Source organism: Pseudazoarcus pumilus, assembly GCF_002872475.1.
In the GTDB taxonomy this organism is placed as follows: Bacteria; Pseudomonadota; Gammaproteobacteria; order Burkholderiales; family Rhodocyclaceae; genus Pseudazoarcus; species Pseudazoarcus pumilus.
In genome coordinates, this window is the sequence record NZ_CP025682.1 from 344,533 (window position 1) to 365,448 (window position 20,916).

Below are 20,916 nucleotides of genomic sequence, written 5' to 3' on the forward strand. Positions count from 1 at the left end.
GAAGGGTCTCCGATTCGTTCTCGGTGGTCGGTGATACGCCGAATTGCGTATGGCAAACCAACTTTAGTATCGGATACGATTTTGGTCAAGAAAAGACACGAAATAGCTACAAACAAAGATATGAACGTAATTCGATAAAAGATTCCTACTTGTTAGTCGAAAAGATACGGACTAGAGTCGAAACACATCTGCAACAGAGATCGATGCGGATACGCCGTTGCCCGGCAGTGGGTTTCGGCTCATGGCTTGATTCACCTGACCGGCCCTGAGAGGGGCGAATACTTGTTCAAGGAGAGTGACCGATGAGCAGCAAACTGACCAAAATGCTGGCATGCGGCGCAGCCGCACTGACGTTGTCGATGTCGGCCCAGGCCACCGAGTGGGTGATGGCCAGCGGCTACGCCGACGACAACTTTCATACGCGCAATCTGCGTGCCCTGATCGCCGATGTCGAGGAACTCAGCGGCGGCGAGTTCAAGATCCAGTTGCATTCGAACGGTACGCTGATCAAGCTCGACGGCATCCGTCGTGCGGTCCAGTCCAATCAGGTGCAGATCGGCGAGATCCGGCTGGGTGTCTATGGCAACGAGGATCCGATGTACATCCTCGACAGTATTCCTTTCCTCGCCAACGGCTACGATCGTGCGTGGGCGCTGAAGGAAGCGCAGATGCCGTACTTCGAGAAGATGTTCGCGCGTCTCGGGTTGATGCCTTTGTCGTTCTCGCCGTGGACCGGACAGGGCTTCTACACCAAGAACGAGATCAACTCGCTCGAGGACTTCAAGGGACAGCGTGCGCGCGTGTACTCCAAGACCACGGCGAAGATGGGCGAGATGCTCGGCTTCGAGACCACGACGCTGCCGTTCTCGGAAATTCCGCAGGCCTTTGCCACCGGCCTGATCGACGCGCTGTTCACCAGCCCGCAGACCGGCATCGACATTCAGGCGTGGGACAACACCAACCACTACACCGTGGTCGGAGCGCTCAATACCAAGAATGCCGTGATCGTGAACCAGCGTGCTTTCAATCGTCTGCCTGACGCGCACAAGCAGGCGCTGCTCGAAGCCGGCAAGCGCGCCAGCAAGCGTGGCTGGGAGTACAGTGAGCAGGCCTTCAAGGATCAGCTTCAGGTGCTGCGCGACAAGGGCATGAAGGTCAAGGATGCCCCCGAGGAGGTCATGACCCGGTTGCACGAGATCAGCAAGGTGCTGATCGAAGACTGGCGTGTTGCGGCCAGTCCCGAGGCGATCGAAGTGCTCGACGCCTATCTGGCCAGCCAGTAACGCCCTCGCGGCTTGAACGGGCCCGGACATGCGTGTCCGGGCCGGGAGGGTTCCGTCATGCGTCGATTCCTCGACACCCTGTATCTGCTCAGCGGCTATCTTGCGGCTTTCTTCCTGATGATGATCGCCGTGCTGGTCGTCGCCCAGGTCGCTGCCCGCTTTTTCGGTGTGATCTTCGAGTCCACCGAGACCGGTGGTTTCTGTCTGGCCGCAAGCACATTCCTGGGGCTCGCGCACACGCTCAAGCGTGGCTGCCACATCCGCGTCTCGCTGTTCATCCACAAGGCCCGGGGGGCGACACGCAAGGCCATCGAACTGTGGTCGACCGGTGTCGCCACGGTGGTGATGGGCTACGTCACCTGGGCCGCGACACACATGGTCTACGAGTCATGGTTCTACGAGGAACTGAGCCCGGGCATGATGGCCGTGCCCATCTGGATTCCGCAGCTCGGCATGCTGCTCGGCTGTGCGATCGTCACCATCGCCTTCGCCGACGAGTTCTGTCGCATCGCATGCGGTGCCGAAGCCGCCTATCAGGAACAGAGCGAAACGGCCTTGTCCGACGATGACTCCACGTCGGCCAGGGTAGCTCCGCAGCGCGCGGACGGCATCGCTTCGCACAACCGGCTCGAACGCGGGAGAGCGTCATGAACGAAATGATCATCATCGTGCTGGTCCTGTTCGGCGCCCTGCTCGCGCTGCTCGCCAGCGGTGTGTGGGTCGCGGTCACGCTGATCGTCGTGGGCTTCATCGCGATCGCCGCGTTCACCCCGTCGCCGCCCGATTCGCTGCTCGCGATCACGGTGTGGGACCACAGCTGGAACTGGGCGCTCACCGCCTTGCCACTATTCGTGTGGATGGGCGAAATCCTGACCCGCTCGCGCCTGTCGCAGGACATGTTCTCGGGGCTCGCGCCGTGGCTGTCGTGGCTGCCGGGACGCCTGCTCCACGTCAACATCATCGGCTGCAGCGTGATGGCGGCCGTGGCCGGCTCGTCGGCGGTCACCGCGGCGACCATCGGTCGCATGAGTCTGCCCGAACTGAAGAAGCGCGGCTATTCGGAGAGCATGTCGCTGGGCACCTTGGCAGGCGCGGGCACTTTGGGCCTGCTGATCCCGCCGTCGATCATGATGATCGTCTACGGCATCGTCACGCAGCAGTCGATCGCGCGACTGTTCATCGCCGGCCTCATCCCCGGTCTGGTGATCATCAGCCTGTTCATGGGCTACGTGATCATCTGGTCGCTGATCAACCGCGACAAGATGCCGCCCAACGACATCCGCATGAGTTTCATGGAAAAGCTCTGGAACTCACGCCGGCTGATTCCGGTAATCGTATTGATCGTGCTCGTCATCGGTTCGATCTATACCGGTTTCGCCACGCCGACCGAGGCCGCCACCATCGGTGTGCTCGGCGCACTGGGCCTGGCCTGGGTGTCGCGTACGCTGACGCTGCGCTCCTTCCTCGACGGCCTGATGGGCGCCATGCGCACCAGTTGCATGATCACCTTCATCATCGCCGGTGCGAGCTTCCTCGCGATCGGCATGGCCTTCACCGGCATTCCGGCCGCGCTCGCTGCGTGGGTCGAGGGCCTGGGCCTGTCGACGTGGATGCTGTTGGTGATGCTGACGCTGATCTACATCGTGCTGGGCTGTTTCCTCGAAGGCGCGTCGATGATCGTGCTGACCGCGTCGATCGCATTGCCGATGATCCAGGCTGCGGGGCTGGATCCGATCTGGTTCGGCATCTATCTGATCATCGTCGTCGAGATGTCGCAGATTACGCCACCGGTGGGTTTCAACCTGTTCGTGCTGCAGGGCATGTCCGGGCGCGACCTGATGGTCATCGCACGCTCGGCCTTCCCGTTCTTCATGGTGATGATCCTCGGCATCGTGGTGCTCGCCACCTGGCCGGGCCTGGTCACCTTCCTGCCCGACCTGATGATGAACCGCTGACGTGCGCATCCTGATCGTCAATTCCAACACCACCGAGGCGGTCACCGCCGGGCTCCTCGATGCCGCCCGGCGCCTGTGCCCGCCCGGCGTCGAGGTGGTGGCGACGACGGCGCCCTGTGGCGTGGCCGCGATCGAGCGGCCGGAGCATCTGCCGCAGGCCGCGCTGGGTACGCTGCGTGGCTTCGAGGCGAACGCTACGGGTGCGGATGCCGGCATCGTCGCCTGCTTCAGCGATCCGGGCCTGGCTGAAGTGCGTGCCGCGATGCCGTTTCCGGTGGTGGGCCTGGCCGAGGCCGCCTGCCTGGTCGCCGCCGAGGGTGGCCGACGCTTTGCCGTGGTGCTGCTCGGCCATGCGATGCGCGACGTGCTGTGCGGCCTGATCGAGGAGTACGGCTGCGCCGACCGGCTGGCGGCGATCGAATGCCTGTCGGTCGGCGTACTCGAATTCGGCCGCAATCCGGACACCCATATGGGCGAACTGCATGAGGCCGTGCGGCGCTGCGTGGACGCCGGTGCCGAGGTGGTCGTGCTCGGCGGCGCCGTCACGGCCGGGCTGGGCGAGGCGTTGTCGAAGATCTCGCCGGTGCCCGTACTCGACGGGCTCGAGTGTGCGCTGCGTATGGCCATACGACGGGCCGGGGCCTGACGGCGGGTCTGGCCCGCAAGCCCGTGCGGGCTGATCAGTCCAGCAGCCGGATGAGGTCGGCGTGGAAACGCGCCGGATCCTGCACCTGCGGCGAATGCGCCAGGTCGGGATACAGGTGCAGCGTCACGTCGGGGATCCGCCCGGCCACGTCGCGCGCCATCGCGCGGTAGTCGCCCAGCGCCTTGCGCTGCTCTTCGGACACCAGATGCTTGCCGATGGCGGTGTTGTCATGCTCGCCGATGATCAGCAGCGTGGGCACCTGCAGGCGGTGGAATTCGTGGTACACGGGCTGCGTGACGATCATGTCGAAGGTCAGCGCCGAGTGCCAGGCCACGGTTTCCTTGCCGGGGCCGTTGAACATGCCGGCCGACATGTCCACCCAGCGGTCGAACTCCGGCCGCCACTCGCCGTTGTAGTAGGTGGTGAGCTGGTAGTTCTTGATGCCCTCGCGCGTGACCTTGAGCTGTCCGGCGTACCAGTCGCCCACGCTGATGTAGGGCACGCCCTTGGCGAGCCAGTCTTCCAGTCCGATGGGATTCACCATCACCAGGCGTTCGACCCGCTGCGGATAGAGCAGCGCATAGCGCGTGGCGAGCATGCCGCCCATCGAGTGCCCCATCACCACATGATCCTCCACCCCCAACTCGTCGAGCAGCGCGGCGGTGTTGGCGGCGAGCTGGTGGAAACTGTACTGGTAGCCGTCGGGCTTGGTGGACTTGCAGAATCCGATCTGGTCCGGCGCGACGACGCGGTAGCCGGCGCCGGTGAGCGCCGCGATGCTGTCCTCCCAGCTCGCGCCGCAGAAGTTCTTGCCGTGCAGCGCGACCACGGTGCGGCCGTTGGGCGTGCCGCGCGGCGCGACATCCATGTAGGCCATGCGCACGTCCTTGCCCTGCGAGCGGAACTCGAACGTGCCGACTTCGTGCGGGTATTCGAAGCCTTCCAGGTTGGGGCCGTAGGAAGGGGTCGCGGCCAGCGCCGCGAGGGGTGCGGCGAGCAGGGCGGACAACAGCGGGGGCAGCCAGCGATTCATGCAGGACTCCTTGTCGGTGAGAGGGGATGCGCATCGTACGCGTCGCCGTCTCAGGCAGTCGAGCGGGCCGATCGTTCCATTGCTGCACCCGCGCCGTCAGCGCGTGTCCATCGCCCATTCCGTCGCGCACTTGCGGCAGCGCACCCGCACGCGGCCGAGCCCGAAGTCCTCGCCGATCAGGATCAGTCGCCCGAAGGTCGCGCAATGCGGGCAGATGGCCTGCGCACTGGCACGCTGCGCGGCCACCAGATGCACGAAGAAGCGGTTGAGCAGATGCACCGTGAGCAGCGCCAGCAGCGTGAAGGCCAGCCCGCCGAAAATTCGCGCCAACGCCCCGCCGGCTGCGTCGAACGTCAGTTCCAGGGCGGTAAAGCACATCACCGCCACCAGCAGCGCGAGCGCCAGCCAGCCGTGGCCGAGCAGCAACTCGCGTTCGTGCCAGCGGATGAAACCGAGCTTGCGGATGCCGTCGGCCAGTTTCATGTCGGCCCTCGTGCCGAGCCCGCGCCGCTGTGTATGGGCGGGCCATCGACAGTAAGTATAAGCGGACCGCGCTGAGTGACGCCTCTGGCGCGCAATGCGAATCGTACTGCGGCTGCGTCCAGCGGAATTCAGCCGACAGTCGCATTTGCAGGCTAGCCTGTGGAGGCGTCGCCGAGCGCCAGCAGCTGGTCGAGAGTGCGGCGCGCGAGCGGCTTGAGCTGGCCGCGCGGGGTCAGTTCGACGGTGTAGTCGCCTGCTTCGAGCCGCCCCGGGTGCGCCGGGTGCAGCAGGCCGGCCTCGACGTAGGCGCGCGCCGCGATGGAGCCGACCAGCACCGGGCCTTCGCCGGCCAGGCAGGCCTCGACGGCGCTGACCGGGTCGTCGAAGCTGACCGCGTAGCGGGGTTCGATGGCCTCGCCGAAGGCGGCCTGCATCCATTGCGGCCAGCTCGCCGAGGTATGGCGCACGAGCGCGCGGGACGCGAGTTCGGCCAGCGTGAGGTCGCCGCTGCGCGCTTCGGAGGCGGGCACGTAGGCGCGCACCGAGCCGCGATGCAGCAGGTGCTGGCCGGGGGCGTCGCCGGCGGCCGTGCCGAAGTCGATGAACAGGTCGGCATCGGGGTTGGGCGCGACGCCGGGCACGCGATTGGTGCTCAGTTCGAAGCGCAGTCCGGGCACGCCCAGACGCTCGCGCAGGCGCGGCAGCAGTGGCGTGATCCAGGTCACGCCGATGACCGGTGGCACGTCCAGGTGCACGCGCTGCAGGCTCTGCGCGCGCAGCCGGGCGGTGGTGTCGCGGAAGTCGGCGATCAGCCGCGCCAGTTCGGCATGACAGTCGTGTCCGGTCGCGGTGGGCGCGATGCCGCGACCGCGCCGTTCGACCAGCGCCACGCCCAGCGCTCGCTCGATCTGGCGCAGACGGTGGCTGATCGCCGACGGTGTCACCGACAACTCCTCGGCGGCCGCCGCGACGCTGCCCAGGCGGATCACCGCTTCGACCGCGACCAGTTCCAGCAGCGGGAGATCGCGCAATAATGAGTGCTTCATCGGACACAGGCCTCCGGATGACGAATGTACCTCTTCCGCCGCTGCATGCGCTGGTCGCCTTCGAGGCGCTGGTGCGCCACGGTGCCATCGCGCCGGCACTGGCCGAGTTGGGTGTGACGCGCGCGGCGCTGACCGGCTCGCTCGCCCAGCTCGAGGAGCGCACCGGCCTGCGCCTGCTGGTGCGTCACACACCGGGCGTGGAGCTGACCGCCGAAGGCGCGGATTACTACCAGGCCGTTTCGGTGTTCGCGCGTGGCGCGGCCGACGCGCTGCACGCGCTCGACTGCGGGCGCGAGACCGAAATCCGGTTGGCGGCCAGCCCCGGGGTGTCGCGCCTGTGGCTCGCGCCCCAACTGGCGCGGCTGCGTGCAGCCTGCCCCGGCGTGAGCTTGTCGGTGAGCGTCAGCGAGACGCTGTCCGATCTGGAGCGCAACCAGTGCGACATCGCCGTGCGCTACTGCCGACCCGACGACTACGACAGCGACGCGCGCGTGCTGTGGCATGAGGAGCTGGCCGTGATCGCACGTGCAGCCGATGCCACGGCGCTGGCGCTGGCCTCGCCGGCCGAACTGCTCACCGCCCATGCATTGCTCGAGCATCCGGCCTTCTCCTGGCAGCGTCTGGCCGAGCGCAGCGGCGTGGTCGCGCGCATGCGCGAACCCGATTTGGTGTGCCACGACATGTACGCGGTGCTGATGGCCTGCGCGCGCGGCGAGGGGCTGGCGCTGCTGCCGCAACGCCTGACCGCCGGACTGCGCCGTCGCCTCGGACTGGTCGTCGCGCATCCGCTGCGGGTGCCGGCCAAGAGCTACGTGCTGCTGTATTCCGCGGCCGGGCGCGAGCGGGCCGTGGTGCGCGCCTGCGCCGACGTGCTCGCCGCGATGGCCGGGATGCCTGAGGCCTGAGCAGCGTCGCGTGCTGGCAGTTGAAGGATCTTGCGCGCATCGCGGCAATGCGGCCTGAATCGTGGCGGCTTCGATGCCACCGGAATTCAGTCGTCGAGCGGATGCGGGCGGCACACTGCAGGCTGGTCTCCTGCATGCCCGCGTTCGCCCATGACCGTCGCTTCTCTTTTGGCGCTCTTCGTCACCCTCGCTCTGCTCGCCGCCGTGCCTTCACTGAGCGTGCTCACCGTGGTCTCGCGCGCACTGGCGCTGGGCCCGCGCCACGGCGTGTTCGTCGCGGCCGGCATCGTCGCGGGCGACGTGTTCTACATCGTGCTTGCGCTGTTCGGCGGCGCGGCGCTGTTCGCCGCCGGCGCCGTCCTGGCAGATGTCTTGCGTGTGGCGGGGGCCGGTCTGCTCGCCGCGCTGGCGTGGCGGCAATGGCAGGTGGCCGGGCAACGCGCGGCGATCACGTCCGGCGCATCGGGCGCGAGCTTCGCCGCGGGGCTCGCCGTAACGCTGGCCGATGCCAAGGCGGTGCTGTTCTATCTGGTGCTGCTGCCGGCCTTCGTCGATGTTGGCTCGCTTCGCGCCGGTGAGGTCGCGCTGGTGATTGCGGTGGCCGTGTTTGCGGTCGGGGGCGTGAAGCTCGCCTACGCCGTTGCGGCCGCGCGGGCGGCCGTGTGGATCGGAGCGGGCCGTGCCCGGCGCGTCGAACGCGGCGCCGCGTGCGCGCTGGTGGTCGCGGCCCTGCTCTTGCTGGTCGGTGCATCCGTGTGGTCGTGAAAGCTGCTGCCGCGACGCATAGCGCGTTTCAGCGCCCGGTGCCTTGCGCTGCCTAGCATGCATGCACGGACCCGCTTCCGGGCCGATCACGAAGGAGACCTGCGATGAGCCACGCTTCCCCCGTCCTGTGCGAGACCAATGCGCGTGGCATCGCGCTGGTGACGCTCAATCGCCCCGCCGTGCGCAATGCGCTCGATCCGTACACGCTCGAGCGCCTGTCGGCCGTGATTGCCGCGCTGCGCGAGGACGACGCGGTGCGCGCCGTGGTGCTGACCGGAACGGGCGAGACGACATTCTCGGCTGGCGCCGAAATCCGTTTTCTGAGCACGGCGGCACCGCTCGACGTGCGTGCCTTCGCGCTGCAGGCGGTCGAAGTCACGACACGTATCGAGACGCTCGGCAAGCCGGTGGTGGCCGCGCTCAACGGCGACACGCTGGGTGGCGGGCTGGAAATCGCCGAAGCGTGCACCTTCCGCGTTGCAGTCGAGGGCGCGCGCCTGGGTCATCCCGAGGTGCGCATCGGCGCGGTTGCCGGCTTCGGCGGCACGACGCGGCTGGCGCGGCTGATCGGCAAGGGCCGTGCCACGGAACTGCTGCTGACCGGACGCACGATCGACGCGACCGAAGCTGTTGAGATTGGCCTGGTGCATCGCGCCGTGCCGCGCGTGCGTCTGATGGATGAGGTCATGAGCCTGCTCGACGAGGTGCTGGCTTGCTCGCCCGACGCGGTGCGCCTGAGCTGGGACGCGCTGCATCGCGGGCAGGACCTGTCGGTGGCCGAATCGGCCGCACTCGGCGCCGACGCCTTCGGCCTGGTCGCCACGACACCGGCTTTCCGTCAGGGGATGCGACGCTTTCTGCAGCGTAGCGATCGGGTGGTGGCCGGGTGATCGGTGCCGGGAACCGTCCGGATGATCCAGATCCCGCCACAATGAGCCCCATGAATCAGGATCCGGATCGCAAGGCCGTGACTGCGGCGCTGGCCGGCATGGCGGCGCTGGTCGTCGCAATGGGCATTGGTCGCTTTGCGTTCACGCCGCTGCTGCCATTGATGCAGGCCGAGACGGGGTTGAGTCTGGCCGGTGGTGGCTGGTTGGCGGGTGCCAACTATCTGGGCTATCTGGTTGGCGCGCTGGCGGCTACGCGCATCCGTGCCGCGCCGGCCGGCATGCTGGCGAGCGGATTGGTGGCGGTGGTGTTGACGACCGCGGCGATGGCGCCGACTCAGGGCTTCGCGGTGTGGATGACGGTGCGCTTCGCCGCTGGCGTTGCGAGCGCCTGGGCGCTGGTCGGCGCGGCCTCGCTGTGCCTGGGGCGACTGCGCGAGGCCGGCCGGCCGCGTCTGGCCGGCGTGATGTTTTCCGGTGTCGGCCTGGGCATCGTGCTGGCGGGGCTGGCCTGTCAGGCGGTGGTGTTCGCAGGCGGTGGCGCAGTGGCCGGCTGGTGGGTGTTGGCGGCGTTGGCTGCGGTGCTGGCCGTGCCCGCGGTGCGCGGGCTCTCGCGCGGTTCCGGCTCGCCCGCGACGCAGGACATGAGGCCGGCCGCGCAGGGCTTCGACGCGCGCGATGCGCGACGCCTGGTGTGGAGCTACGGTCTGCTCGGATTCGGCTACATCCTGCCGGCGACCTTTCTGCCGGCACAGGCGCGCGTGCTGGTCAGCGACCCGGCGGTGTTCGGCTGGGTGTGGCCGGTGTTCGGCGCGGCGGCCGCGGCGTCGATGTGGATCGCGGTCGGGCCGCGCCGCGGCGGCGTGTCGCGGCGCATGCGCTGGGCCGTGTCGCAGGCGGTGATGGCAGTCGGGGTGGCGCTGCCGGTGGTGCACGATTCGCTCGCCGCGCTGGTCGTATCGGCGCTGTGCGTGGGCGGGACTTTTCTTGTCGTGACCATGCTCGCGCTGCAGGAAGGCGCGGCCGTCGGTGGAGAGCGGGCACAGCGGCTGATCGCGGCGATGACCGCAGCATTCGCGAGCGGGCAATTGCTCGGTCCGCTGGTCGCGGCCGGACTGGAACTGGGCGGGCAGGGCATGGCGCCTGCCCTGATGCTGGCCTCGGCGGCGCTCGCCGTCGGGGCCGTGTTGCCGGTGATGGGCCGGCGCGATGCGATGCATGCAACGGAGGAATCACGATGACGAAGATTGCCCAGGGTTTCGGCCGCGACACCGCGGAGCGGCTGCCGCTGCCGCCGATGGACTCGCTCGACGCAGCGCAGCGCGCCGCCGCGCAGGCGCTCATCGACGGCCCGCGCAAGGGAGTCAAGGGACCGTTCATCCCGCTGCTGCGCAGCCCCGCGCTGCTCGACGCGTTGTCGCGGGCCGGGGAGACGCTGCGTTTTGGCTCGGTGCTGCCCAAACGCGTGACCGAGTTCGTCACGCTCGTCGTCGCGCGCCACACTTCGAACCAGTTCGAGTGGGCGATCCACCATCCGCTGGCGCTGGAGGCCGGCAGCGCCCGTGAGATGCTCGACGATCTTGCCGCCGGGCGCTGGCCGTGCGCGATGTCGGCGGATGAGTCGGCGGCCTGGGATTTCGCGCGCGAGGTTCTCGACCGACACGGCGTGTCGGATGCGACCTACGCCAACGCCCTCGAACGCTGGGGCGAGCAGGGCGTGGTCGAACTCGCCGCGCTGGTCGGCTACTTCGTGTGCGTGTGCTGGATCATGAACATGGCGCGCACGCCGGCGCCGGGCGCACCCGAGGGCGGGGCCTTGCGACCATTGCCGGCTTGATCGCGCAGCCGCCCGGGTCTCAGACGTGGGCGCGCAGTTCCCACACCCCGGCCGGAGGCGTGTTGGCCCATACCGATGCGAGCCGGCGCCAGCGCAAACCGGGCGGGGCGCGAAACGGTGCGCGCGGCTGATAGGTGAACTGCACCAGTCTGCGTTGCGGGTCGGCGAGCAGGAAGCGGCAGATGCTGGCGATGGTTTCGTTGCGCACGGGGCGCGGCAGCGAGCGGAAGGGCAGGCTGGAGACGAGTACCACGTTGCCGTCCGGTTCGCCGAGCGCGTCGACCACCTGATCGGCCGGCGCGAGACGCACGTCGGCTTCCGGAAAGCGGCCTTGCAGCATGCGCGCCAGATCCGGCTGCAGTTCCACCGCGATCAAGGGCACGCCGGGCATCTGCTCGAGCAGCGCGCGCGTGACCGGGCCGGTGCCCGCCCCCAGTTCGACGATCAGTTCGGCGCCGGTTGCGGCGCGCGCCATTGCGTTGGCCAGTGCGCGTGACGATGGCACGACTGCACCGGTCGAGGCGGGGGCACGCAACATCGAGAGCAGCAACTGGACGGGCATGCGGGTGGGCGCGCCGGGGATGCCGGGGCACCGAAGGTGACCTACGAGGTTCGGAGCATACGCGTTCCAGGCCGGTCGGTGCCAATCCGAACCGGGGAAAATTGCCCATCTGGCAATCTCACAGGCCCAGCTCGCGGGACAACCGGTCGAGGCGAAGGGTGGCGTCGATGCGATCGTCGCGCAGTCGGTCACGCTTGCGTTCGAGGGCGCGGATGTCGATCCACAGCCGCGCGCGGTCGCGCTCGTCGAGCTTCGTCGAGGTGGCGAGCTGGCGCTCGCGCCAGGCGAGGTCGCGATCGACCGACTCGATCTCGCGGCGCGTGTCGGCGAGCTGGCGGGCCGCGTCGTGCAGGCGCGCGAAATCGGCGTCGTCGCACACGCCGGCGTAGCGCTTGCCCGCCAGGCCGTGCTCGATGGCGTTGGGCAGTCGGCAGTATTCCGGCAGGCCGAGCCGACGCCCGGCCTCCCACGCGGCTTCGTCAGGCGCGATGCCGACCTGTGCGCAGGCCTCGGCGTGACGTTCGATGCGTGACGGCGGGTGACCGTCGCGTCCGTCCGCCATGCCCAGCGCGTGCCAGTCGGTGCGTGCGCACTCTTCGGCCGGGATGGTCGCGCATCCGGCGATCAGGGCAGCGATCAGGGCGGCGGGCAGTGCGGTCCTCATGGGGTGGTCTCCGTCGTCGGTGTCGCCGCAGCGTCGTACTTGGCGCGGTGCGCCAGCGTCTCGGCGTAGAAGCCACGGATGCGCGTGGCGAAGGCCTCGATAGAATGATCTGCGGCAAACGCCTGTGCATTGTCCGCCATCGTGCGGCGCAGCGCGTCGTCGGTGAGCAGTTCGCTCACCCGCTCGCACCAGCGTGCGTGCTTCTCCGGTGTCTTGAAGCCGTTGTGGCCGTCGCGCACGACGTCGTCGATGCCGCTCGATCGCACCGCCACCACCGGCAGGCCGGCGGCCATCGCCTCGAGGATCACCATGCCCTGGGTTTCGGACTTCGAGGCGAACACGAACACGTCGCCCAGCGCGTACCAGTTCGGCATGTCCTCGGGCGGCACGGCGCCGACCAGGGTGAAGTGCTGGCGCAGCCCGAGGCCGTCGATGCGCGCACGCAGGCGACGGCGCTGATGGCCGTCGCCGATCATCAGCACGCGAAACGGTACGTCGCAGACGCGGCGCAGGCGATCGACCGCGTCGATCAGGAAGTCGATGTTCTTCTCGTTCGACAGGCGTGACACGCTGATCAGCACGCGCTCGTCGCCAATGCCCAGCTCGCCTCGCAGCCGTGCGACCGTATCGTGGTCGGCCTCGCGCAAGCGCTCGTACTCGATGCCGGTCGGCTGCACCAGCGTGGGGGTGGTCACGCCGATCATGCGCAGGTATTCCTCGGTCGAGTAGGTGGGCACGACGACGCCGTCGCAGCGGTTGGCGAAGCGCCGGATCAGCGAGTGCGAGATCAGGTTGCGAAACAGCGCGCCGGGCAACGGCACGAAGTGGGCGTAGTGCTCGAGCCGCGTGTGGTAGGTGTAGATCACCGGCACGCCCAGGCGGCGCGCGACGAACACGCCCAGCGAACCGAGCCAGAACGGGTGGTGCACGTGGATGATGTCCGGCGCGAAGGCGCGCACGCGGCGCCGGATCGATGGCAGGAACAGGTTGGCGATGCGAAATTCGCGCTTCTCGCCGACGCTCAGCAGCGAGCGTACGCGCAGCACGTCCGGCTCGCGCCCCGGCTGTTTGCGGTAGCGCGGCGCGACCACCAGCACCGCGTCGCCGAGCGCGGCGAGACCCGCCTTGAGGCGCGCGATCGAGATCGGCACGCCGCCGATGAAGGGCAGATAGTTGTTGGTGAACATCGCCACACGCAGTGGCCGCTCCAGCCACGGTGTCGGATCCACGTCGTAGTCCGGGTAGTAGTCGCGTCCGACGAAGATCACGCGATGCAGCTTGAGCGCGACCAGCGCCAGCGCGGCGACGATCAGGAAGAAATTGACGTAGCCGACGTAGAACAACGAATAGACGAAGAACCACAGGCTTTCGAGCCGCTTGAGCAGCGGATGCTGGCCGACTTCGAGACGCTCCACCGCGTGAGCGATGCTGCCATCGGCATGCTTGTCCACGCGCACGTAGTGGTAGAAGCTGTCGTCGTCGTTGAGCACCAGCCCGCCCGCGCCGCCGGTGGTGACGAACAGCGTGTCGCCGCGCCGCTGTTCGTCGTAGAGCGCGAGATTGGCCGAGAACACGATGTCGATGCGGTGACGCTCGAGCGCGTCGAGCAGCGCGTCGCGCGTCGCATCCGGCAGATAGTCGCTCGCGGTGGCGAGCATCGGCTCCCTGGCCGGGCGCAGTGGCGGCTTGCCGACGAACACGAAGCGTGCGTGGCTGGCGTCGTGTTCCAGCAGGTCGTCCATCCAGCGCAACTGCCAGCGCCACGGCGTCTTGCCGGTGGCGTCGAGGAAGATCAGGCGGGCGCCACCGACGCGCAGGCTGTAGAAATGCGGGCCGAAGTGCTCGTAGAAGCGGAAGCTGCCGAAGTTCTCGTATTCGTTCTCGCCAAACGTCAGCAGCCACGGCATGTCCAGCCGGCTCAGGGTGCCCTCGAGTGCGCGGTACTTGTCCTCGCCGCCCCCGCTCACCGCGTTGCCCGCCGACACGACGAAGTCCACGCCGGCATCGTTGAGCATGGGCACGAAGCGCCGCTCGAAGATGCCCACCGAGTTCTCGATGTTGCCAACCACCGCGAAACTGAACGCCTCGCGTGCGTCGACGACGGCGTGAATGCGTTCGACCTGGCGCGTGTGCAGCGCCTCGAGATCGGGCAGCATGAAGTTCAGATAGGCCTTGTAGCCGAGCATCAGCGCGATTACCAGCAGGCAGGCGTAATACGGCACGCGGTGGCGCAGCAGGCGGTTCATGCATGCCCCCCGGCGTTCGCGGCGAGGCGGCGGCCGAGCAGCGCGAGGCCGATCAGCATGCCCAGGTGAATGGTCAGGAAGCGCCAGGCCAGCGTCACCAGCACCAGTTGCTCGGGGCCCAGCACATCGGCGAAGAAGGCGCCGAACACCCCCTCCGAGATGCCCGCCGCACCCGGCGTCGGCGCGAAGTACATGGCGAAGGTCGTCACCAGTGCCAGTCCCGCCGTGGTCAGCCACGCCGTGTCGTGGCCCAGCGCGCCGACCAGTAGCGCCGGAAAGCTGAACAGACAGGCCAGGAACAGCAGCGTGCAGACCACCGACAGGGCGACCAGATGCGGCGGGCCGGAAAGATAGTCGCCGAAGCTGCGTGCAAAGCGCAGCACCTCGCGCCGCAGCGCGAACTGCAGTCGCCGGTGACGCCGCGCGCCCACCAGCCCGGCGCGGCGCAGCGCCGCCAGCGAACCGCCCAGCGGCGCGATCAGCCAGCGCGTGCGCAGCACCACGACGGCGAAGAACAGCACGTACAGCGTGACCAGTACTGCCAGCACCGGCGCCACTCGCCCGAGCAGGGCGTGCCCGTCGGAGGGCGTGCCGAACATCAGGAACAGTGGCGTCGCGACGAAGATCGCCGCGGTGGCGAGCACGGTGCGCAGGGTCGTGGCGGCCGTGGCGCGGCCGATGGGCACGCCATGCTCGCGCAGCAACCACACCTGCGCAATGCCACCGCCCGTGGCCATGGGCGTGACATTCGAGAAGAAGATGTTCACGAATACCAGGCGCGCCATCGCCGCGGTCGGGATGCGATGCCCCAGCGCGCGCAACGTGTAGTGCAGGCGCAGCCCGTCGGTCAGAAAATACAGCGCGAGCAGCACCGCGGCCGCGGCCAGTACCGAAGGGGCCAGCAGGCGGCGGTCGAAAGCCACGCTGCGCCCGGCGAAGTGGTCGAAGACCGCCCATGCGCCGGCCGCGGTGAGCACGACGAAGAACAGCCCGAAATAGGCCAGGCGGCGTCGTGGCGAGGAAGGGGGTGCTTGCCCCGTCGGCATGTCCATCGCCTCCATGATACCGGCGCCGGCATCGCCGCATCCGGGTTACAGTGCGCAGCTTCCAGCCGGACTTTGCGCATGAGGCAACCGATGAGTCCCTTGTTCACCCCGCTGGCCCTGGACGGGCTGCAACTGGCCAACCGCATCGTCGTGGCGCCGATGTGTCAGTACTCGGCCGAGGACGGTTGCGCCACCGACTGGCATCTGATGCATCTCGGACAGATGGCGATGTCCGGTGCCGGCCTGCTGATTCTGGAGGCGACCGCGGTGCGCCCCGAAGGGCGCATCTCGCCGCATGATCTGGGGCTGTATTCGGACGCCAACGAGGCGGCGCTCGCGCGCGTGATCGGCGCCATCCGCAAGTACGCCGACCTGCCGCTGTGCGTGCAGCTCGCGCATGCCGGGCGCAAGGCGTCGAGCCGCGCGCCGTGGCTGGGTGGCGCGCTGGTGCCGGCCGACGAGGGCGGCTGGCAGCCGCTGGCGCCGTCACCGCTGGCGCACGGACGCGACGAGCCGCCACCGGCCGAGCTGAACGAGACGGCCTTGCGCGAGATTCGCGAGGCCTTCGTCGCCGCCGCGCAACGCGCCGCACGGCTCGGGCTGGACGCCATCGAGCTGCACGCCGCCCACGGCTATCTGCTGCACCAGTTCCTGTCGCCGCTGTCCAACCGGCGCATGGACAGCTATGGCGGTTCGCTGGAGAACCGCATGCGCTTTCCGCTGGAAGTGTTCGATGCGGTGCGCGCGGTGTTCCCGGCCGGAAAGCCGGTGGGCGTGCGCATCTCGGCCAGCGACTGGGTGGGTGGCGGCTGGGATGTGGCGCAGAGCCTCGAATTCGCTACCGCCCTCGAAGCGCGTGGCTGTGCCTTCATTCACGTATCCAGCGGGGGCCTGTCGGTAGAACAGAAGATTCCGCTGGCGCCGGGCTATCAGGTGGCGTTCGCCAAGCAGGTGCGCCACCGCGTGAACATGCCGGTGATCGCGGTCGGCCTGCTCACCGAGCCCGAGCAGGCCGAGGCCATCGTCGCCAACGGCGAGGCCGACCTGGTGGCGCTCGCGCGCGGCATGCTGTGGAACCCGCGCTGGCCGTGGCACGCGGCGGCCAGGCTGGGCGGCACGGTGGCCGCGCCGCCGCAGTACTGGCGCTGCGAACCGAGGGAATACAAGGGTGTGTTCGGCGACACCACGACCGGCCAGCGATAGAAGCGAAACGCCCCGGAATTCCGGGGCTTTTGCATTGGAGTCGACGCTGCTTCAGCCGCGCAGGCTGGATGTGATCTGCGCCAGATCGACGGTGCGTGCGCGCTCGGCGATCTGGCCGGCGTATTGCTGCTGCAGGCCTTTTGCCTGGCCGAACCACTCGGTGAATTCGGCCTTGAGCGCGGCGGTGTCGAGCTTGCGGCCGCCGCCGTAGTAGCTGATCGCGACCTTGCCGATGGCCCAGGTGGTGGCGAACGAGAAGGCCGCGCCGGTGGCGGTGCCGCCGACGCCACGACCCAGCCCGCCAAAGACCTTGCCGAGCAGGCCGCCGACCAGCTTGCGGCCGATCTGCTCGACGTACTGGCCGGTCATGCCGACACCGGCGGCGGCGAGGAAGTCCGTGATGTGGCCGCGGTCCAGCTCGTAGCCATAGCTCTTGCCGATGCGATACACCAGCCGCAACTGCAGCGGGATGATGGCCATCGAGGCCATGGACTGCGGCAGCAGTTCGAGCGCGCCGTTGAGGATGGCGGCGTTGAGAATCATGCGGTCGAGTTCGGCGCGATCCGGCAGCGGCGCGGCGCTTGCGGCGGCAACCACGGCTGCCGGAGCGACTTCCGCCGGCAGGCCGCCGGCAACCGGCGCCTCGGCCACTTCCTCGGCGCGGTGCACGGTGGTTTCGGCCTGGTCGTGGTCGAGTTTCAGCGCGGCTTCCAGTTTCTGCAGGAAGGCGGTTTCGGCGGGGTCGTGACGACCGTCGGCCTCGACCACGCCGACCGCCATCTCGAAGGCCAGCTGGCGCAGTTCCAGCGTGTCCAGTGCGGCGGCCGCCGCGCCGAGGTCGGCGCGGCCGAGCAGCACGTCCTGATACAGGCGCATGAAGTCGAGGTCGGCGGCGTCACCGAGCGATTCGGCGACGCGGCGCACGTGTTCGCGCTCGGCGCTGTCCTTGCGCCCGTCGGCGAAGGCGGCGAGCAGGCTGATGGTAACGATGGCGCGGGTCTGTTGCGGATTCATCGGAGTTCCTCTTGCAGTCGATAACGGAGCATTGTGGATCGGCCGGTGTCAGTTTTTTGTCCGTTCAGCTCGCGCGCAGCAGACTCGCCGGCGACATGCGCAACTGGCGCATCAGCCAGTGTGCGCCGAGCGCCAGCGCACCGGTGGCGACGATGACGGCGACGAGCGCGCCCGGCCACCAGGCGATGTCGCCTTCCAGGCCGATGCGCAGGCGCAGCAGCGCCGTGGCCAGCACGCCGCCGGCGAGCGACGCGAAACTCGAGGTGAGCAGCGCGAGCAGCAGATACTCCAGATGCAGGCTGGCGCGGATTGCCGACAGGCGTGCCCCCAGCGTGTGCAGCAGCGTGGCCAGATAGACCTGGCGCAGGCGGTTGGCGGTGACCACGCTGACCAGCACCAGCAGGCTGGCGGCCAGCGTGACGGCGCCGATCGCGGCCAGTCCGGCCGCGGCGCTGCCAAGCAGGGTGCGTGCCTCGGTCAGCAGCGCGGCCGTGCGCACCGTCACCACGTTGGGCTGTGCCGCGGCGATGCGGTTCTGCGTGGCGAGCGCGTCGTCGGGGCTCATCCACGCCATGCCGACGTAACGTGTGACGAAGGGGTCGAGCACGCCGTCCGGAAAGATCGCCTCCAGCCACAGACGGGACTGGAAGCGGCGCTGGCCATAGATCGCGACCAGCTCGGCCTGGAGGTTCCGACCGCCGATATCGAAGGTGAGCCGATCGCCTACCGCGAGTCCCAACTGCTCGGCTTCGCGGTCCTCCATTGCGACCACCGGCGGGCCATCGTAGTCCTGCGGCCACCACGCGCCCTCGCGCAGCACGACGTCGTCGAAGTTGTCCTGCAGGTGGCTCATCTTGTGCTCGTCGCGCGCTTCCATGCGCCGGCGCGCATCCTCACTGTCGGCCAGCACCGCGTCGCCGACGCGTGCCAGCCGCCCCAGCACCAGCGGCGCCAGCGCATGTCGTTGGAGGCTGGGCGCTTCGCGCAGCAGGGTCTCGAAGCCCTCGCGCTGTGTCGGGGCGATGTCGTAGAAGACCAGGGCCGAGGCATTCTCCGGCACGGTCTCGTCGATGGTCTGCAGCAGTGCCAGCACGACCAGGGTCGAGGCCACCAGCAGCGTCATCGCCGAGCCCAGCGAGAGCAGGGTCGGGCGCAGCGGCGAGTCGCGCCGGTACAGGCCGGACAGTGCGAGCCGCGCGGCGAAGCGTCCGGCCAGCGCAGGGTGGTCGGCCAGTCGGCGCGCGAGCGCGCGCAGGCCGCGCACCAGCGCCTCCAGCAGTGCCAGCATGACGAGCAGCGCGAGGATGAAGCCGGCGCCGAAGCGCGCATCGGGCATCGCGACCACGACCAGTGCGGTGAGCGCGAGGCCGGATGCGGCGGTGAGCGTGCGCCAGCGCGCCGGCAGGTGCGTGCGCGTTCCCGCGAGGCCGCGAAACAGCGCGGCCGGGCTGACCGACAAGGCGCGTCCCAGTGCCGGCAGCGCGAACGTCAGTGCGGTGAGCACGCCGAAGCACCAGGCCAGTGCCAGCGGCGCGATCAGGGCCGCCGCGCTGGCGGAGAGCGGCAGACGTTCGCCGATCACGCCGGTGCCGACGAGGGCCAGTGCGCCGCCGACAATCACGCCGGCGAGGCTCGCTGCGCCGGCCAGCATGCCGACCTGCAGCAGCACCATGGCGGCCAGCTGGCCGTCGCGCAGGCCGACTGCGCGCAGTGTGGCGAGGGTGCCGAGCTTGCCCTGCAGCCAGGCCTGAACGCTGTTGAACACCCCCAGGCCGCCGATGAACAGGGCCGAGAAGCCGATCAGCAGCACGCCCGAGCCGAGCTGACCGAGTACTTCGCCCAGGCGTGCGTTGCGTTCGGTGAAGGTGCGCAGTTCGGCTTCCGAATCGGGGTGCGCGGCGACGAAGGCCTCGCGCCATGCGTCGGGCGGCCGGTCGGTGACGACGCGGTAGTGATACTCGGGGCGCGCTCCGGGGGCGAGCAGTCCGGTATCGGACAGGGCGGCATCCAGAATCAGCACCGGCGGGCCGCGCCAGTCGGCGCGCAGGCTGCGGTCGGGCTGGCGCAGCGTGATCGCGCGCACCTGCATCGCGGTGAAGCCGACTTCGATGGAATCACCCACGGTCAGCCCGAGGCGACTGGCGACGAGCGGATCGATGGCGATGCCGTGCACGCCCGCGCGCGGCGCCAGTACCGTGGTCAGTCGCCCGGTCGGTTCGAGTTCGACGCGGCCGACCAGCGGATAGACCGCGTCGACCGCCTGCAACTCGACGAGCTGGGCGTCGCCGCCATCGCCCATCAGCATGGTGCGCATTTCGACCATGCGCGATACCGTGCCGTGCGCATTCATCCAGGCGCGCGTGTCCTCGGACAGCGGGGCGCGCGTGCGCACCTCGACGTCGCCGCCGAACAGTGCGCGCGTGTCGGCCAGAAGCGCGTCGCCCACTTGTCGATATACCCCGCCGCTGGCCGCGATCAGCGCCACGCCCAGCGCCAGGCAGGCACACAGGACCCACAGCGTGCGCCCCGCCCCGCGCAGGTCGCGCCAGGCCAGCTCAAGCAGCATGCGCACGGGTCACGGCTCCGGTGTCGTCATGCAGGTGCCCGTCGCCAAGACGCAGCACGCGGTCGCAGCGGCGCGCCAGCGCCATGTCGTGGGTCACCAGCACCAGCGTGGTGTCGGTCTCGCGGTGCAGGTCGAGCAACAGCTCGGCCACGGCCGCGCCGGTGCGGTCGTCCAGATTGCCGGTGGGTTCGTCGGCGAGCAGCAGCTTCGGTCGGTGCACCAGTGCGCGGGCGATGGCCACGCGCTGCTGTTCGCCGCCGGACAACTCGGCCGGGTGGTGATGCAGGCGCGCGCCCAGACCGACGGTGTCGAGCATCGCGCGGGCGCGCTCGCGCGCATCGCGCCGACCGGCGATCTCGAGCGGCAGCGCGGCGTTGTCGAGGGCGGTGAGGCTGGGCACCAGGTGGAAGGACTGGAACACGATGCCCATGCGGTCGCGGCGCAGGTCGGCGAGTGCGTCGGCGTCGAGCGCGTCGAGTGCGACCCCGTCGAAGAGCACGCGGCCCGAGGCGGGCCGTTCCAGCCCGGCGAGCAGCAGCAACAGCGAAGTCTTGCCCGAGCCGGACGGCCCGGCGATGGCGATGCGCTGGCCCGCGGCGATGTCGAGATCGACCGCGCGCAGGATGTCGATGCGCGTGGTCTCCATCGTGTAGTGCATGGACAGGTTTTGCAGGCGGATCATCATGGGTTCCCGTATGGCACGCGTGAGGGACTATTTCACGCCTGGATGGTTCTCGGTACGGCCTCGCCGGATTGGCCGCGCACGGTTTTCGGC

General features: G+C 68.8%; 20 protein-coding genes. 10 read left to right on the plus strand and 10 right to left on the minus strand.

The features are described from left to right. Window positions 1–302: 302 nt before the first annotated feature. From C0099_RS01655 to C0099_RS01670, 4 genes are read left to right on the plus strand one after another with little or no spacing between them, the layout of a single operon-like run. Entirely contained in the window at window positions 303–1,283 is a 981-nt protein-coding gene (locus tag C0099_RS01655) for a TRAP transporter substrate-binding protein (RefSeq protein WP_199797642.1), read from the plus strand. Window positions 1,284–1,340: 57 nt separating this feature from the next. Further along, window positions 1,341–1,934 (plus strand): TRAP transporter small permease, encoded by a 594-nt coding sequence (locus C0099_RS01660; RefSeq protein ID WP_102245828.1) that lies wholly within the window; start codon window positions 1,341–1,343, stop codon window positions 1,932–1,934. Then, entirely contained in the window at window positions 1,931–3,238 is a 1,308-nt protein-coding gene (locus tag C0099_RS01665) for a TRAP transporter large permease (RefSeq protein ID WP_102245829.1), read from the plus strand. The genes C0099_RS01660 and C0099_RS01665 overlap by 4 nt, the downstream gene beginning before the upstream one ends. Window position 3,239: 1 nt before the next feature. Then, a complete protein-coding gene (locus C0099_RS01670) occupies window positions 3,240–3,884 on the plus strand; it encodes an aspartate/glutamate racemase family protein (protein ID WP_102245830.1) in 645 nt (214 codons plus the stop codon). Between the two features lie 34 nt (window positions 3,885–3,918). On the opposite strand, the gene C0099_RS01675 is transcribed toward C0099_RS01670, so the two are convergent. From C0099_RS01675 to C0099_RS01685, 3 genes are all read right to left on the minus strand, one after another. Further along, window positions 3,919–4,917, minus strand: a complete 999-nt coding sequence (locus C0099_RS01675; protein WP_102245831.1) for an alpha/beta fold hydrolase — start codon at window positions 4,915–4,917, stop codon at window positions 3,919–3,921. Between the two features lie 96 nt (window positions 4,918–5,013). Beyond that, window positions 5,014–5,400: a hypothetical protein gene (locus C0099_RS01680; protein WP_102245832.1), complete on the minus strand. Its 387-nt coding sequence runs from the start codon at window positions 5,398–5,400 to the stop codon at window positions 5,014–5,016. A 152-nt stretch (window positions 5,401–5,552) separates the two neighbouring features. After that, window positions 5,553–6,446 carry a LysR family transcriptional regulator gene (locus C0099_RS01685; RefSeq protein WP_102245833.1) on the minus strand — a complete coding sequence of 298 codons (894 nt, stop codon included), beginning with the start codon at window positions 6,444–6,446 and terminating at the stop codon, window positions 5,553–5,555. A 17-nt stretch (window positions 6,447–6,463) separates the two neighbouring features. Between C0099_RS01685 and C0099_RS01690 the strand changes: the two genes are divergently transcribed. From C0099_RS01690 to C0099_RS01710, 5 genes are all read left to right on the plus strand, one after another. Next, the gene (locus C0099_RS01690; RefSeq protein WP_164084859.1) at window positions 6,464–7,351 is read left to right on the plus strand and encodes a LysR family transcriptional regulator; all 888 of its coding nucleotides are present in this window, start codon (window positions 6,464–6,466) and stop codon (window positions 7,349–7,351) included. A gap of 150 nt (window positions 7,352–7,501) precedes the next feature. Beyond that, window positions 7,502–8,116, plus strand: coding sequence for a LysE family translocator (locus C0099_RS01695; RefSeq protein ID WP_102245835.1), 615 nt, complete (start codon window positions 7,502–7,504; stop codon window positions 8,114–8,116). Between the two features lie 104 nt (window positions 8,117–8,220). Next, entirely contained in the window at window positions 8,221–9,006 is a 786-nt protein-coding gene (locus C0099_RS01700; RefSeq protein ID WP_102245836.1) for an enoyl-CoA hydratase/isomerase family protein, read from the plus strand. Window positions 9,007–9,056: 50 nt separating this feature from the next. Continuing rightward, window positions 9,057–10,244, plus strand: coding sequence for a YbfB/YjiJ family MFS transporter (locus tag C0099_RS01705; RefSeq protein WP_199797643.1), 1,188 nt, complete (start codon window positions 9,057–9,059; stop codon window positions 10,242–10,244). Then, on the plus strand, window positions 10,241–10,840 hold the full coding sequence (locus tag C0099_RS01710) for a carboxymuconolactone decarboxylase family protein (RefSeq protein ID WP_102245838.1): 600 nt from the start codon (window positions 10,241–10,243) through the stop codon (window positions 10,838–10,840). Before C0099_RS01705 ends, C0099_RS01710 begins: the two co-directional genes overlap by 4 nt. Before the next feature lie 19 nt (window positions 10,841–10,859). On the opposite strand, the gene C0099_RS01715 is transcribed toward C0099_RS01710, so the two are convergent. The 4 genes from C0099_RS01715 to C0099_RS01730 form a co-directional block, all read right to left on the minus strand. Beyond that, a complete protein-coding gene (locus tag C0099_RS01715; protein WP_102245839.1) occupies window positions 10,860–11,402 on the minus strand; it encodes a class I SAM-dependent methyltransferase in 543 nt (180 codons plus the stop codon). Between the two features lie 118 nt (window positions 11,403–11,520). After that, on the minus strand, window positions 11,521–12,066 hold the full coding sequence (locus C0099_RS01720) for a DUF2799 domain-containing protein (protein WP_102245840.1): 546 nt from the start codon (window positions 12,064–12,066) through the stop codon (window positions 11,521–11,523). Further along, entirely contained in the window at window positions 12,063–14,312 is a 2,250-nt protein-coding gene (locus tag C0099_RS01725) for a glycosyltransferase (RefSeq protein ID WP_102245841.1), read from the minus strand. Before C0099_RS01725 ends, C0099_RS01720 begins: the two co-directional genes overlap by 4 nt. Further along, window positions 14,309–15,358 (minus strand): lysylphosphatidylglycerol synthase transmembrane domain-containing protein, encoded by a 1,050-nt coding sequence (locus C0099_RS01730; protein ID WP_199797644.1) that lies wholly within the window; start codon window positions 15,356–15,358, stop codon window positions 14,309–14,311. Before C0099_RS01730 ends, C0099_RS01725 begins: the two co-directional genes overlap by 4 nt. Before the next feature lie 90 nt (window positions 15,359–15,448). On the opposite strand from C0099_RS01730, the gene C0099_RS01735 reads away from it, so the two are divergent. Next, window positions 15,449–16,561 carry an NADH:flavin oxidoreductase/NADH oxidase gene (locus C0099_RS01735; RefSeq protein ID WP_102245842.1) on the plus strand — a complete coding sequence of 371 codons (1,113 nt, stop codon included), beginning with the start codon at window positions 15,449–15,451 and terminating at the stop codon, window positions 16,559–16,561. 51 nt (window positions 16,562–16,612) lie between these two features. Here C0099_RS01735 and C0099_RS01740 read toward each other — a convergent pair whose 3' ends face one another. From C0099_RS01740 to C0099_RS01750, 3 genes are all read right to left on the minus strand, one after another. After that, entirely contained in the window at window positions 16,613–17,575 is a 963-nt protein-coding gene (locus C0099_RS01740; RefSeq protein ID WP_102245843.1) for a YcjF family protein, read from the minus strand. A gap of 64 nt (window positions 17,576–17,639) precedes the next feature. Next, entirely contained in the window at window positions 17,640–20,141 is a 2,502-nt protein-coding gene (locus tag C0099_RS01745; RefSeq protein ID WP_228151678.1) for an ABC transporter permease, read from the minus strand. Then, window positions 20,131–20,823 (minus strand): ABC transporter ATP-binding protein, encoded by a 693-nt coding sequence (locus C0099_RS01750; protein WP_102245845.1) that lies wholly within the window; start codon window positions 20,821–20,823, stop codon window positions 20,131–20,133. The genes C0099_RS01745 and C0099_RS01750 overlap by 11 nt, the downstream gene beginning before the upstream one ends. Between the last annotated feature and the right edge of the window lie 93 nt (window positions 20,824–20,916).

Excerpts from the sequence above, each read along its gene's own strand:
- C0099_RS01660 (WP_102245828.1), top strand. The coding sequence starts at position 1,341 with ATGCGTCGATTCCTCGACACCCTGTATCTGCTCAGCGGCTATCTTGCG.
- C0099_RS01680 (WP_102245832.1), bottom strand. The coding sequence starts at position 5,400 with ATGAAACTGGCCGACGGCATCCGCAAGCTCGGTTTCATCCGCTGGCAC.
- C0099_RS01720 (WP_102245840.1), bottom strand. The coding sequence starts at position 12,066 with ATGAGGACCGCACTGCCCGCCGCCCTGATCGCTGCCCTGATCGCCGGA.
- C0099_RS01750 (WP_102245845.1), bottom strand. The coding sequence starts at position 20,823 with ATGATCCGCCTGCAAAACCTGTCCATGCACTACACGATGGAGACCACG.
- C0099_RS01700 (WP_102245836.1), top strand. The coding sequence starts at position 8,221 with ATGAGCCACGCTTCCCCCGTCCTGTGCGAGACCAATGCGCGTGGCATC.
- C0099_RS01705 (WP_199797643.1), top strand. The coding sequence starts at position 9,057 with ATGAATCAGGATCCGGATCGCAAGGCCGTGACTGCGGCGCTGGCCGGC.
- C0099_RS01725 (WP_102245841.1), bottom strand. The coding sequence starts at position 14,312 with ATGAACCGCCTGCTGCGCCACCGCGTGCCGTATTACGCCTGCCTGCTG.
- C0099_RS01710 (WP_102245838.1), top strand. The coding sequence starts at position 10,241 with ATGACGAAGATTGCCCAGGGTTTCGGCCGCGACACCGCGGAGCGGCTG.
- C0099_RS01655 (WP_199797642.1), top strand. The coding sequence starts at position 303 with ATGAGCAGCAAACTGACCAAAATGCTGGCATGCGGCGCAGCCGCACTG.
- C0099_RS01690 (WP_164084859.1), top strand. The coding sequence starts at position 6,464 with ATGACGAATGTACCTCTTCCGCCGCTGCATGCGCTGGTCGCCTTCGAG.
- C0099_RS01730 (WP_199797644.1), bottom strand. The coding sequence starts at position 15,358 with ATGCCGACGGGGCAAGCACCCCCTTCCTCGCCACGACGCCGCCTGGCC.
- C0099_RS01695 (WP_102245835.1), top strand. The coding sequence starts at position 7,502 with ATGACCGTCGCTTCTCTTTTGGCGCTCTTCGTCACCCTCGCTCTGCTC.
- C0099_RS01740 (WP_102245843.1), bottom strand. The coding sequence starts at position 17,575 with ATGAATCCGCAACAGACCCGCGCCATCGTTACCATCAGCCTGCTCGCC.
- C0099_RS01715 (WP_102245839.1), bottom strand. The coding sequence starts at position 11,402 with ATGCCCGTCCAGTTGCTGCTCTCGATGTTGCGTGCCCCCGCCTCGACC.
- C0099_RS01665 (WP_102245829.1), top strand. The coding sequence starts at position 1,931 with ATGAACGAAATGATCATCATCGTGCTGGTCCTGTTCGGCGCCCTGCTC.
- C0099_RS01675 (WP_102245831.1), bottom strand. The coding sequence starts at position 4,917 with ATGAATCGCTGGCTGCCCCCGCTGTTGTCCGCCCTGCTCGCCGCACCC.
- C0099_RS01745 (WP_228151678.1), bottom strand. The coding sequence starts at position 20,141 with ATGCTGCTTGAGCTGGCCTGGCGCGACCTGCGCGGGGCGGGGCGCACG.
- C0099_RS01735 (WP_102245842.1), top strand. The coding sequence starts at position 15,449 with ATGAGTCCCTTGTTCACCCCGCTGGCCCTGGACGGGCTGCAACTGGCC.
- C0099_RS01685 (WP_102245833.1), bottom strand. The coding sequence starts at position 6,446 with ATGAAGCACTCATTATTGCGCGATCTCCCGCTGCTGGAACTGGTCGCG.